General features: G+C 33.5%; 10 protein-coding genes. 6 read left to right on the top strand and 4 right to left on the bottom strand.

Annotated features, from left to right (window positions below):
* Positions 1 to 194: 194 nt before the first annotated feature.
* From AABJ51_RS04020 to AABJ51_RS04005, 4 genes are all read left to right on the top strand, one after another.
* Positions 195 to 1,961 carry a S41 family peptidase gene (locus AABJ51_RS04020; protein ID WP_051290541.1) on the top strand — a complete coding sequence of 589 codons (1,767 nt, stop codon included), beginning with the start codon at positions 195 to 197 and terminating at the stop codon, positions 1,959 to 1,961.
* Positions 1,962 to 2,134: 173 nt separating this feature from the next.
* Positions 2,135 to 2,725 carry a DUF4290 domain-containing protein gene (locus AABJ51_RS04015; RefSeq protein WP_026625190.1) on the top strand — a complete coding sequence of 197 codons (591 nt, stop codon included), beginning with the start codon at positions 2,135 to 2,137 and terminating at the stop codon, positions 2,723 to 2,725.
* A gap of 18 nt (positions 2,726 to 2,743) precedes the next feature.
* Positions 2,744 to 3,259 (top strand): ribosome maturation factor RimM, encoded by a 516-nt coding sequence (gene rimM, locus AABJ51_RS04010; RefSeq protein WP_026625189.1) that lies wholly within the window; start codon positions 2,744 to 2,746, stop codon positions 3,257 to 3,259.
* A gap of 487 nt (positions 3,260 to 3,746) precedes the next feature.
* Positions 3,747 to 4,580: an energy transducer TonB gene (locus tag AABJ51_RS04005; protein ID WP_338374493.1), complete on the top strand. Its 834-nt coding sequence runs from the start codon at positions 3,747 to 3,749 to the stop codon at positions 4,578 to 4,580.
* Positions 4,581 to 4,649: 69 nt separating this feature from the next.
* Here the strand turns inward: AABJ51_RS04005 and AABJ51_RS04000 are convergent, their stop codons facing one another.
* From AABJ51_RS04000 to AABJ51_RS03985, 4 genes are all read right to left on the bottom strand, one after another.
* Complete coding sequence (locus AABJ51_RS04000) at positions 4,650 to 5,051, bottom strand: acyl-CoA thioesterase (RefSeq protein ID WP_026625187.1); 402 nt, start codon at positions 5,049 to 5,051, stop codon at positions 4,650 to 4,652.
* A 127-nt stretch (positions 5,052 to 5,178) separates the two neighbouring features.
* Positions 5,179 to 7,200 carry a TonB-dependent receptor plug domain-containing protein gene (locus tag AABJ51_RS03995; RefSeq protein WP_338374492.1) on the bottom strand — a complete coding sequence of 674 codons (2,022 nt, stop codon included), beginning with the start codon at positions 7,198 to 7,200 and terminating at the stop codon, positions 5,179 to 5,181.
* A 432-nt stretch (positions 7,201 to 7,632) separates the two neighbouring features.
* Positions 7,633 to 8,610 carry an Acg family FMN-binding oxidoreductase gene (locus tag AABJ51_RS03990; protein WP_338374490.1) on the bottom strand — a complete coding sequence of 326 codons (978 nt, stop codon included), beginning with the start codon at positions 8,608 to 8,610 and terminating at the stop codon, positions 7,633 to 7,635.
* An 84-nt stretch (positions 8,611 to 8,694) separates the two neighbouring features.
* Entirely contained in the window at positions 8,695 to 9,255 is a 561-nt protein-coding gene (locus AABJ51_RS03985) for a TetR/AcrR family transcriptional regulator (RefSeq protein ID WP_338374488.1), read from the bottom strand.
* A 241-nt stretch (positions 9,256 to 9,496) separates the two neighbouring features.
* Here AABJ51_RS03985 and AABJ51_RS03980 point away from each other — a divergent pair, with 241 nt between their 5' ends.
* A complete protein-coding gene (locus AABJ51_RS03980) occupies positions 9,497 to 10,027 on the top strand; it encodes a hypothetical protein (protein WP_338374487.1) in 531 nt (176 codons plus the stop codon).
* A complete protein-coding gene (locus AABJ51_RS03975) occupies positions 9,999 to 13,361 on the top strand; it encodes an AAA domain-containing protein (RefSeq protein ID WP_338374486.1) in 3,363 nt (1,120 codons plus the stop codon). Before AABJ51_RS03980 ends, AABJ51_RS03975 begins: the two co-directional genes overlap by 29 nt.
* Positions 13,362 to 13,633 lie beyond the last annotated feature (272 nt).

The following is a 13,633-nucleotide window of genomic DNA, read 5'->3' as shown; positions in this document are numbered from 1 at the left end:
TTATTATATAACAAAAATGAATCTTCAAATTGTAAAAAAAATTGTTACTTTGCCTTTGTATATAGGATATCAGAGGATCAGACCTATCTATTGCTTTATTAAGCATAACTTCAATAAGAAGTTACAATCTTAAAACATTGAATGATTAGCGGAATTACAATAAAATAAATAACATATTAACATATATATTATAGATGAAAAAAGGACTTGGCTTACTTGTTTGTGCAAGCTTTTTCTTTTACGGAGTACAAGCTCAGGAGAAGGAAAAAGAAAATGAAGACAAACGCTACTTTGAGATAAATAAAAATATTGAGATTTTTAATTCTGTAGTGAAGCAGCTCGATATGTTTTATGTAGATACTTTGAATGTTGAAAAAACAATACAATCAGGGATTGTCAATATGCTGGCAGGTCTGGATCCTTATACCGATTATATGACGGAAGAACAGGTTTCTGATTTTACGGTTCTGACAACCGGTGAATATGCAGGAGTCGGTGCTGTGATTTCGTATCGGAACATTGACGGACGGGATATGGTTGTAGTAGTGGAACCTTATGAAGGTATGCCTGCGGCAAAAAGCGGACTGAAAGTAGGGGATATAATATTAGCCATCAACGGCGAAGATATGACTCAGGCTGATAAAGTATCGGGCGAACTATATGGTAAAACATTATCGAACAAAGTAACAAGTCGGCTAAAAGGACAAGCTGGAACTGAAATAACAGTCAAAATAGAACGTCCCGGTGTTAAGAAACCTTTTGATGTAAAGCTTGTTCGTGAGAATATACAGATATCCTCAGTGCCTTATTATGGACTATTAGATAACAATGTCGGATATATCATCCTTACCGGATTTACAGACAAGTGCGCACAAGACGTAAAGAAAGCATTTCTAGACCTGAAGAGTAAAGGTGCAACTTCGCTCATTCTCGATCTTAGAGGTAATGGTGGAGGAATAATGGAAGAAGCCATTCAGATCATAAATTTCTTCGTACCTAAAGGGGAAATCGTTTTAAGTACTAAAGGCAAAATGAAACAGTGGGACAGAACATACCGAACAACTCTTGATCCTATTGATACCACAATCCCTATGGCAGTAATGGTAGACAGAGGTTCTGCGTCTGCTGCTGAGATTGTATCCGGAGCATTGCAGGATTTAGACAGGGCTGCAATTATCGGACAACGCACCTTTGGTAAGGGTTTGGTACAAGCACCCCGTGAATTGCCCTATGGAGGCAGCCTGAAAGTTACAACTTCGAAATACTATATTCCAAGCGGTCGTTGTATCCAAGCCATTGATTATACACACAGAAATGAAGATGGCAGTGTCGGTCGTATTCCTGATAGCTTGACTACGGTATTCAAAACTGCAATAGGACGTGAAGTCAGAGACGGTGGAGGTGTTACACCTGATATTAAGTTAGAAGTACAGAAAACACCAAGTATCACCTATTATCTTATAAATCAATATGTAATAAATGATTGGGTCACAAATTGGGCTTTAAATCATAACAAGATAGCTCCTGTCGAATCATTTGGCATCAGTGATGAAGATTATACTAATTTCAAAGAATTTGTTAAATCTCAGAAAGACTTTAAATATGACGGTTTAAGTGAAAAACGTCTTAAAGCCTTAAAAGAAGTGATGGATTTTGAAGGTTACTCACAAACAGCATCAGATGAATATAAAGCTTTGGAAGCCAAGTTAGTTCCAAATCTGGATAGAGACCTGGATAATTTCAAGGAAACAATAGAAAAACTGATAAACATGGAAATAGCGAAACGTTATTATTTCCAAAAAGGAGAACATATTGAAGGATTAAAATACGACAAGGATGTAAAAGAAGTGATAACTTTTCTTAATGATCAAGCAAAATATAAAGAAATATTTACTCCGGGACGTCAAATTATCGATTTAGCATCTAAAACAGGGTCTGAAGAAGAATTCGGTGTAGAGTAATCTATAAATTTCTTAAAAACAAATACAAAAAAGTATCTCGAATCTAAACGAGATACTTTTTTTATTATCTTTGTCGAACTAAAGAACTACAAAAAAGGGATTCCCGATAGGTTGAAACCTTATAAAAAAACTTTCTTATAGACTTTTCTTTTTATTATTACATACATATTTGCATGAATTACAATACGCAATTAAAGAAACTATCCCTTCCTGAATATGGACGGAATATTCAAAATATGGTCGATTTTTGTCTGACGATTACAGACAGAGATGAACGTACCAAATGTGCCAATACCATTATCAATATAATGGGTAATATGTTTCCACACTTACGTGATGTCAACGACTTTAAACATATCCTATGGGATCACCTGGCGATTATGTCCGATTTTAGTCTTGATATAGATTACCCTTACGAAATTATCAAAAAAGAAAATCTATATTCCAAACCGGGAAAAGTAGCGTATAGCCGTCCAACAATGCATTTCAAGCATTATGGAAAAACATTGGAAAAACTAATTACAATAGCATCTGATTATCCTGAAGGAAAAGAAAAAGATCAGCTTATTTGGTTGGTTCTTAACCACATGAAGAAAACATACATACAGTGGAATAAAGAAGTTGATGATTCTAAGCTGTTTGTCGATTTATACGAACTATCAAACCGCAAGATAGATAAACGTAATTCAGATATCAAATTATCTGATATGAAAGAACTTAATCAACGTAAACCCCCACGTAATAACGGACAAAAGAAAAAGTAAAAGACTCTTAGACTCTGTATGATTAAAGAAGACGAAGTTTTCAAAATCGGTAAATTTATCAAACCTCATGGTATTAAAGGTGAAATATCATTCGCTTTCGATAACGATATTTTTGATAAAGCCGATTGTCCGTACCTTATCTGCTTGATTGATGGAATATATGTTCCGTTCTTTGTGAAGGAATATCGGTTTAAGGGAGCTGAAACAGCATTGATTACACTAGAGGATATAACATCCGATTTGCAGGCTAAAAAATTCAGCGGACTGGAAGTCTATTTTCCCCGAGAATATTTCAAAGAAGCTGATAACGCCGAATATTCATTAGACTACTTTCTCGATTTTGAAGTGTCGGACGAAGAAAAAGGAAATTTGGGGAAAATTATATCTGTTGATGATTCTACTATAAATACATTATTCCTCATAAATACTCCTGAAGACGAAGAATTGATTATTCCAGCCTCCGATGATTTTGTCATTGACATAGATTCAGATAACAAAATTCTATATGTAAAGCTACCGGAAGGCCTTATCTGACAAGAAATTATATATAAATAAAAAGAGAATATATTAATAATATATTCTCTTTTTTTTCTTATTGAATATCACAAATCTAATCAAAACAAAAATCTCTCTTTATTTTCCATAGCTTATAGAAAAGCCAAGAGATTTTGAATATTACTAATAACCTAAACCTAAAATATTGGACTAAACCAATTAAATAACCAATCTGCAACCTTTTTACCTAGTTCTAACACTAAATATCTAAACCTTTCTTGTACAAAGATAGTATATATTTTTACACCTACAAAATTTTCATGCTTTAAAACATGTTTTTATCTATTGTTTTTATCAATTATTTAATCAATCTCATTTATGTAAACATCAAATAAGTATAATAAAATACTGATTTACAGAAATGTATAAATATTGTGTGATTTTATTTATATCTATTTATGGAATTATTTCCCAGAATGTATCTATTAAATAAACAAGAAGAATAAATCTTTTAATACATACAACTATGGCACGAGAAATTAAACTTAATTCGACCGACTGGTGTGATCTGGTTTTCGAAGGCAAGAACAAAACCTATGGAGCATATGCTCTGAGACGTTCATCTTCCAAACGGCATACTATTGCATTTGGAGTTATCATCTTATTTGTCGGAGTTGTGTCTGCATTACCTTCTTTTCTACAGGCAGTACAGCCCAATAAAGATAAAATAGCAATGGATGATGTTATTAAGATCTCAGACATTGAATTGGAAAAGAAATTGGAGCAACAAGAAGTCATTAAACAAGAGATTGCACCACCGCCACCGCCAACCAGAGCCGCTATTCAATTTACGCCTCCGACTATAACAGCAGATGCAAATGTGGATGAGAACCGAGAAATGCGTACTCAGGAAGAATTGAATGAAAACAGAACTCTGCAAATATCTATTGCCGATAATTTGAACGGATCTACAGCATCCGATGCTGTTTCTCTTGAAGATCTTACAATTCGTAGAGATATAATGCAAGAAGATGAACCTAACAAACGTTTCGAACATGTAGAACAGATGCCTCAATTTCCGGGTGGTGAAGCTGAGCTGATGAAATATATAAGCAATAATATCAAATATCCGCCTATTGCTGCAGAAAACGGAATTGAAGGCCGCGTAGTTGTACGATTTGTTGTTGAAAAGAATGGTAAGGTTTCAGACATCAATATCTTACGATCGGTAGACCCATCTTTAGATAAAGAAGCTGCCAGAGTTATCAGATCAATGCCAACGTGGATACCCGGTATGCAAAACGGACGAAATGTTGCTGTATATTATACTTTGCCAGTATTATTCAAGCTACAGCGATAACCCCAATATCATAACAGAAAAAGGGATTCTGATAATCAGAATCCCTTTTTTAACTATATCAAAAAATGCTTAAGACAGGTACTTCTCAAATACCAAATCAAACTCTGTCGGTTTTACAGGTCTGCCGTTAAATAAACAAACTACTTCGACTCTGGCCTCCGAACAAAGCACTCCATCCGAAACTCTTATAATCTGTTGATTAAAATAATAACGGATGCCTTTTCTTTCCAAATTTATGGTGCAAAAAAACTCATCAGATCCCACAAGCGACCTTTTATACTTAATCGTAATACTCGAAACAATAGCATCGAGACCTCGATTATGCATTTCGGTAAAACTAACTCCACATGATTCTAAGAATTCATGACGGGCAACTTCATAATAATGCTGATAATTAGCATTATTCACAATACCTTGCGCATCTAATTCATAGTCACGCACTTTCATTTTGTATTGAAAAATAGGTTCCATATTCAGATTAAGATCAAAGACCTTCTTATTACTTTATTAAGTGTTACAACGTGTACATTAAGTACTTTTAGTTACTTCAACAAATAACAGTCCGGCAAAAATATCTTTAATATCTGTATCATGCAAATTATTTCAGTGTATAACTGATACCTCCTATAAGCCAAAATCCAGCTTGAGGTACATTTCCTAAATCGAAATATTTCTTATTAAATATATTATTTGCAGTCAGATTAATAGCAAAGTCCTGAAACTTCCAGTCAAGCCGAACATCTAAAGTCGAAAAAGCAGGGTAGGGAACCTGAACTGTAGGCTTCAGATCTTCATACTTGAGATAAGTTCCCATACGTTTTTGCCACCTAAAATTCCAACTAGCACTTAATCCTTTATAAATAGGATGATTTAAGCCAACCGTCAGTTTGTCTCTCAGATAATTGAGTGTATAATTTGATATATAATCGTCTGAATTTTTCTTTTGATGCAAGCGTGTGTACCCAAGTTTTAAGGTTGTCGATGGATCCAAGTTCGGGAATAACTTATACAGAGATAAAGAAGCACCTAATTCGACACCCTGCTTGTCAATCTCAGTGAGATTCATAGATTCCCATTTTTCATCGTCAGCCGTTCTTTTAATCCAGTCGATCAGATTTTTTCCTTTCATAATATACCCTGTAGCATAAGCTTTTAGCAGTGGGGTATTGTATTTAAAACCCAACTCGAAAGATTCCGAATCTTCGGGCTTCAAATCATAGTTACTTATATGCGTCACTGTAGTATAATACAAATCGGTAAATGTAGGCATACGGGTTGCCTTATTCCAGGATGTGTAAACTTTTAGTTCGTCTAATAACTGGTAACTCATATTGATTGAGGGGTAAAATTTGTATTTTCCCTTCAACGCAGTATTGTAATTAGCCAAGATGCCGGCTGTTAACGAAAATCTGTCGAGTAATAGATTATGTTCCAAAGCATAACTTATATTCGTACGGCTGTCAGATTTTGTGTATTTTCCATCTGCACTTTTCATTGGTAGCCCCAAAACATTACTTTTTATGCCTTCGTTGCGAAATTCTGCGCCAAATGTAGTAATACCTATATTTGAATGGTATTGTAAATTCAAATTAGAACCGTATACATCAGTTTGATGGAAGTTATGACCATCACTGTATTTATTCAACTGAAAGTTATCATCATGCCTATTCCAGTAAACTAAAGGGATGAATTTCAATTTATTTCCGACTTCACCCTTTACCGATCCAAAATACGATTTGGTCTTATCTTGCTGATTCGGATATGCTGCGGAGTAGAAGGTATTGGCTCCGAATTGTTTATCAGAATAGCCCAATTGTATATCCACTTTAGACTTCTCCACATTTAAGCGCGTCTGCCAAAGCAAATTGAATATATCATAGTCGCTATTAGAAATATATCCGTCCGATCTACTATATCCGGCTGATAAGCGCGAAGATACATCCTTATTACCATAAACACCATTTGCTTCAGCTCCGAATAGCCCGTAACTTCCGGCTTCGACTTTAACATATGCTTTATGATCTAAATCTTTTCGGGTAATAATATTAATACCTCCCGAAAAAGCACTGGCTCCGTAAATTATAGATGAAGGACCGTGAATGATTTCAATGCGTTCGATATCTGAAAGATTGATAGGAATATCGAAACTGTAATGACCTGTTTGTGGATTGGAAAGGTTGACTCCATTGAGTAGAATTGCTGTTTGATCGAATGATCCTCCCCGGATCGAAATATCGGCTTGTACTCCGTGGCCGCCACGCTGTTGAACATCTATACCTGACACATAATTCAACAAATCTTGGATACTTTGGATGGGAGCCCGATCAATTTCGGATCTTGTAATAACAGTAACAAGTTTCGGCGATTGATTAAGAGACAGTTCTACTCTGGATGCCGTAACTGTCACTTCTTCCAGTTCTTTTTCTGTTACTTTCTGATTGTCACCGGCATTGATTTTGTTCTGCGCTGAAGTCTGGGTCGAATGGGCGAATGTAAGCATACAACCCGAAATGACTCCGATATTCACCACTTTGTGCATACTATTAAATGCACTGTAAGCTTTTTTTGCAAATCGCTTGAATCGATAAGCTTTCGGCTTTTCAAATCGTTTCTGATTCATTTTAATTTTAAATTAGTTAAATAATGGTCTAAGACCTTAAATCGCCGTCAAAGTAAGTAATTATTATTTATACAGAAAATAATCAAAAGCATAGATCATCTTTATACCCTAAGTAACTATATAAATCATAGCAAGTTATTTTATAAAAAATATACTATTTATTTTTCAGCAAAAAGTTCTTTATCATAATTCTATCTAAATAAAAAGATCTTTCAATTAGTATTGAAAGATCTTTTTACAATATCACTGATACTTTAAGATTAGTCGATAATATTATATAATCCGATGTATACGTTTGTTATCTGTAAACTACTTTTGTTATTTACATAAATAACTGATTATAAGTGATCACATTTGTATAAAAAGAGAATTTTACCTTTAAGTTTTATCTGTTATAATTTGATAGATAAATGCACAAATCACATCATAATTTTACTTCACTATAACATCATCGATATTCTTTCTGGGTGAATAAGGTGCTTTATCCGCATATCCAATTCTCAAAAGCAGAGTAGGGTATTCACCTTTAATTAGAGATATATAATTTTGCAGCTCCTCGGCCAAATCCTCCTCCTCACAAGGCTGATTCATAAATGCATAAGCTAGGTGTAATTCGGTAACTTTCAATAGATATTTTTCAAGACTCCGTCCTAGATTTATCCAATCTTCAAAAGTATCTTTCTTTGTAGTAAAAAGCACTAAATTTGAAGAGGAATCTACTTTTTCGATATCAGACTTATTTTGTTTCTCTGCTTTTAGAAAAGATTTCACAACAGGTTTAGATATAACCGCAGGCAATGCCGGAGCTCCTATCACCTTAAACGTAAGACCTGTTGGGTTTTGCTTAATCTCCCTGTTATTAAATCGCATATATTTCAGAAGTTCTTCTTTAAAAGCATCATTATTCATTTGAATATCATTTCCTCTTCGAATAAATTCTTTTAATACTGAATATAATGTATCACTTTTCCCAATTGTGTAATAACTTGTATTGTTATATAATTTAAGATTATTCAATATCTGCAGAATATCAGAAGGGATTGTCTTACCATCATACACCTTACGGTTAGTTTGTCTTTCATCAATCTGTAATACCAAATCTTTTTTTTGTACATCATGTTGTCTTACGAGATCTATCACGATCTTCTTTTCAGCTTGTTCTATTTTAACAGAAGAAGCATATCCCAAATGAGAAGCCATTATACACAAGTTTTCGGTGGCTGCACCAAGACTTATAAACAGTTCTCTATTATTTTTATCTACAACAGGCAAGGTATCTTGCCAATTTGGCAAAATTTCTATCTGTGATTTGTGTATTTTAAACAGCCATGGCTGAGTATTATGCCCTGAAGGAGCCTTCGTAGCAGCTTCTATCATTGCTCTGAAATCATTATTAACCTGTCCTTCCATCTTCTGACTAATTATGAATACTATTATAAACAGTACAAAAATTTTAATATTATCTTTTTTCACGATGATATTTTTTAATAAGTCTTATTTTTTATGGCTATCATACCATGCATCTATTAGCAAATCTACTCCCTTTGCAATCTGACTCCAACCTTTTTCACTCTGCAGGTCGATGCCATTATACATAGGACAATGTTCACAGAGCATTGTTAAGTAGGTAATGGATGCACTTAAAATTGTAGCTAATGCTGCGACATCTTCTTGCGGATATTGAGCCAGCTGACTGACAACTGTAATGAGAGTAATTCCTTTTGATTCTCGTCTCAATCGCAGTTTTTCTATGACACTATTATTAGCGGACAACTCCCAACGATGCAAACGTCCCATCAGCTTACTGGATCTTAATTGAAAAATCTGTTCTCTAAATAGTTTTTTCAAAAACTCTTTGAGATTATCATCTTTAGGTAAATCTATTGAAAAGCTGATCCAGAAATCATTCTGGGAGAGATAATCTATTATCAGATCATCTAACGAACCGAAATATCTATAAATTAATACTTTAGAAACTTTAGCTTCATTAGCAACTGCATTTACTCCCACCTTTTCAAATCCATCTCTATTTATAACAACTCCAACAGCCGTCATTAGTTTTTGTTTAGTATATTCTCTATCTTTCTCATTATTAATTATCTCCATAATACACAAGCAATGTTACCAATCGGTAACAAATATATGTAACCAATCGGTAACATGCAAATTTTTTCTTATTTTTATTAAATATTAATTTAACATATACTATTACTTGTTATATATTATATAACTTTCATTATATTTGCTCTTTTTAAAACGACAACAATAGGTAAAATAACAAACAATTCTAACTTAAATGAAAAAGGACTTATTATTCTATTCCGTATTAACTCTGATTGTGGGGCTTATTTTTACATCTTGTTCAAAAGATGATGATTATTGGGTAAACAGCAGTATTGATATGCCATTCTTATTACAAACTGAAAAAGATGGTTATTTTGAACCATCTGCAATGTATGAGTTTAAATTATCAGACTTGACAAATATTAAACATTCGAGAGAAGATATTCGAGAGATCAGGTTAACTGACACCTGGATTGAAATTAGAGGCAATTTTGTAGCAGGAGATGTTATTGAAGGTCTTGAAATATATATTGAGGGTATTGGTACACATAAAGTACCTAAAATAAGGATAGCCAATAATGGCACTTCTTTTACCATTGACAATACTGATTCTCCCGGTCTTTTCGCTTTCATGGCTGATGCAATGGATAAGCTCGATTATACAGGAAAAGTACATGTTACATGCAGTGGATTCTATAATGTAGCACGGGCTAACATAGATATTATAATAAAAAATGACCTCAGAGTACTTGTCTCAGACTAATTATAAATACGAAGCTGTACTGTTAGAAATAACAGATATTGATATCTCTATAAGTACACTTCGAGAGAAATATATAAGCCTAAAAAAGGTTTTAGAAAGGAACTGTAAGGAAATCACATCAAGTGAAACTTTACAGTTTCCTTCATTATTCTCACGTCTGGTATTTATTGCACAGAAATACAACCTGCCGCCTTCTCTGGAATGGCAGCTTCAGACAATAAGGGTTAAAACATCTTTTCTACTGAAAAATGAGAATAACCTAGTATCTCCGCAGCAATACAAAAATGCATATAATACCATTAAATCATTTTGCTCGATTATATACAATGATGAAGAATATCCGGCGGAAGATTTTGATATTGAAAGAGATTTCGATAATATAGAGAAAGATAAGAATACTCACTGCCTCAGAGTTCAAATTACTAAGATCAATCGAGTTGAAAACCTGCTGACAGGTATAACCGAAGATATTTCAGATAAAATAGATATACGATATAATGTTGAAAATGTAAATGCTATATTCAATTCAAGTATAGATAAGATTTGGATCGGAGCTCAAATCAATATAACAGATTATTACATTGATAAGGGAGGTTATTATATCCCTAAGTTCATAGTATTAGAGCCGGATTACTTGATTGATGCTTCTGCAATGGCCGAATGCTTCCAAAACTACAGCACATCATACTTACATTATTTCAGAAAGCGATTCGAACCTCCCGCAAATTCTCACTATATTTTAATGGGGAATCTTGCAAACTTTTTTCTGGATGAACTCATCTTTGCGGAAGATCCGGAAAACCTCACTTTCGATTATTGTTTTCTCAAAGCTTTTAAAGAAAAGCCATTTGAATTTACTAGTTGTTCCGATATAAAACAAGTCGGTGATTTCAGAACCTTTATGTCGAAAGCAAAAACGCAATTTGCTAATATAAAAAGAGTCATAACACAGGATTTTCCTGTAAATAAAATAAACCCCGCCAACTGTACTCTAGAACCATCCTTCTTTTGTGAACGATATGGATTTCAGGGAAGATTAGACCTTCTGCAACTCTCCGAAAATAAAGCTCAGATAATAGAATTAAAATCGGGTGGGGTACCTTATCCTAAAAACGACCAGACTAAAATAGCTTTGAATCATGAGATTCAGACAACTATATACCGATTGATTATTAAATCTGTATTTGAGTTAGAAGACCGCAAAATATCTTCTTCTATATTGTACTCTGCCGCTGAAAACCAAGGAGAGAACCTTAGGATGGCTGCTCCATATCAAAAACTAGAAAAGGAAATAATCAATCAGCGGAATTTGATTATCGCCACCGAACATGCTATTTATACAGGAGATAGTAATACTGTCGATAACTTATTTCGCCATATATGCAATTTAGATAATTATGGTAAAGTGCCGGATTTTTTCACTCAGCAGATACTCGATTTTGACAAGCAACTCAGAACTATTCCTGAGCTAGAAAAAGCTTATTTTTATCGGTTCATAACTTTTATAGCCCGAGAACTATACATACAAAAAATTGGAGATAATTATTTCGAATCTAATTCTTCAACAGCCAGTTTATGGACTACTGAATATAAAGAACGACTCGACAGCTTCGATTTAGTCGAAGGACTAAAAATAATCGATATAGATGATTCAGGGAAGGATATGAAGATCCTATTTCAACGAAGTGATAATGTAGATTTTATCAACTTCAGAGAAGGCGAAATTTGTATTCTATACCCAAAAGAAAAAGAAGAAGATTCGGCTCTGACTAATCAAATATTAAAAGGTACTATTGCTGAAATATCCAATAATAATCTGCTTCTCCGTTTTAGGTACAAACAAAAGAATAGATCTTATTTCGAAAAACACACGACTTGGGTAATTGAACATGATAAGCTTGATCATACTTATGTGAACATGTATAAAAGCTTATTCAGCTTTATTTCGTCACCGATACGGAAACGCCAATTATTACTAGGTGTAGCTATTCCTAAATCCAAAGATAGACAATCAGTTAATTATACACTTAATAAAGAAGATAAGCAGAATTTCATATTAAACAAGGCGATAGATGCTGATGACTATTTTCTGATCGTAGGCCCTCCGGGTACAGGAAAAACCTCCATCTATGCCCGTAAGTTGTTGGAGCACTACTATAACAATACCAAACAGAATATTCTTGTTATAGCCTATACCAACAGGGCAGTAGATGAATTGTGTGAATCTATTAACCAAGCTTTTAACTGCGATGATCGGAGCTGTGACAAGTATATACGTATTGGAACAGAACTATCATGTAATGACAATTACCGGCATAGACTTCTGCAAAATATAGCAGCAAAAACAAAGAGTAGGGAAGAACTGCGCAATATAATCCAAAAACAACGCATATTTGTAGGAACTTTAGCCGCAATCACTGGACGTCCAGAGATTTTTGATCTAAAGGATTTTCATTTGGCTCTTATAGATGAAGCATCTCAGATACTAGAACCTCAGGTTATAGGAATTCTACCTAAAGTTGATAAATTTATCATGATAGGCGACCACAAACAACTGTCGACAATAACCCTTCAGGATGAAAATAAGTCTAAAGTAGAAGACCATATATTAAACATAATAAAATTATATAATTGTAGAGAATCTCTATTTGAGCGATTATTCAGACAATGTAAGAGTAACGGATGGGAGCATGCATATGACACTCTAACCTATCAAGGTAGAATGCATAAAGAATTAGCTGAATTTCCGAATAAACATTTTTATGATAGCATCCTGCTAACTACAAATGATTGGCAGACTGAAAATTTAATTCAAAGAGAAATAAATTTAAACAGTGTATATCATAAAATAGTGTTGAATAAACGGCGACACTTTTTCGATTGCTCCGAAATATCGAATTCTCAGAGCGATAAAGTCAACTATAATGAGGCTGATATTGTAGTAAGCTTGTCAAATTCTATATTAGAAATATATAAAGAACTAAATTTAGAGTTTATTCCCGATAAAACATTAGGGATCATTACTCCTTATCGAAATCAAATAGCATTAATAAAACACAAACTTTTTCAGTCCCAGAATACTGAATTACAAGATATTATGATTGATACTGTAGAAAGGTTTCAGGGAAGTCAACGAGATATTATAATTTTATCGTTCTGCATCAACAAACCATATCAATTAGACTTCTTTTGCAATCTTAATACAGAAAAAACAGTAGACAGAAAACTCAATGTAGCATTAACCCGAGCTCGTCAGCAATTTTTTGCTGTTGGAAATAGCCAAATCTTATCTATCAATCCAATCTATAAACAATTTCTTGCATCTTTTCAATAAAACAGTCACATGTTTTTCTTAATAAAATATATATAAGTGTAATTTAATATACAATTACACTCAATCAACAAATGTACACGCATGTATATTAGATTTTTATTCTATATTACTCAATAAAAACGTATACATATGTTTTAGTTTTAATATACAATAAATAATATACATACATATATAATATTCATATGTATATGTCTTTAAAACAAGTAATACAAAACAAAAATAAACACATAATCATATAATAATCAGTATATAACAATATATATATAAAGCTA

The organism is Indolivaga capnocytophagoides (assembly GCF_036511535.1).
Taxonomy (GTDB): domain Bacteria; phylum Bacteroidota; class Bacteroidia; order Bacteroidales; family Dysgonomonadaceae; genus Dysgonomonas_A; species Dysgonomonas_A capnocytophagoides.
Note: the sequence above shows the minus strand (reverse complement) of the source record. Positions and strands in the feature narration are given on the sequence as shown.

Coding starts and splice junctions, on each gene's coding strand:
- AABJ51_RS04020 (WP_051290541.1), top strand. CDS start 195: ATGAAAAAAGGACTTGGCTTACTTGTTTGTGCAAGCTTTTTCTTTTAC.
- AABJ51_RS04015 (WP_026625190.1), top strand. CDS start 2,135: ATGAATTACAATACGCAATTAAAGAAACTATCCCTTCCTGAATATGGA.
- rimM (WP_026625189.1), top strand. CDS start 2,744: ATGATTAAAGAAGACGAAGTTTTCAAAATCGGTAAATTTATCAAACCT.
- AABJ51_RS04005 (WP_338374493.1), top strand. CDS start 3,747: ATGGCACGAGAAATTAAACTTAATTCGACCGACTGGTGTGATCTGGTT.
- AABJ51_RS04000 (WP_026625187.1), bottom strand. CDS start 5,051: ATGGAACCTATTTTTCAATACAAAATGAAAGTGCGTGACTATGAATTA.
- AABJ51_RS03995 (WP_338374492.1), bottom strand. CDS start 7,200: ATGAATCAGAAACGATTTGAAAAGCCGAAAGCTTATCGATTCAAGCGA.
- AABJ51_RS03990 (WP_338374490.1), bottom strand. CDS start 8,610: ATGGAAGGACAGGTTAATAATGATTTCAGAGCAATGATAGAAGCTGCT.
- AABJ51_RS03985 (WP_338374488.1), bottom strand. CDS start 9,255: ATGACGGCTGTTGGAGTTGTTATAAATAGAGATGGATTTGAAAAGGTG.
- AABJ51_RS03980 (WP_338374487.1), top strand. CDS start 9,497: ATGAAAAAGGACTTATTATTCTATTCCGTATTAACTCTGATTGTGGGG.
- AABJ51_RS03975 (WP_338374486.1), top strand. CDS start 9,999: ATGACCTCAGAGTACTTGTCTCAGACTAATTATAAATACGAAGCTGTA.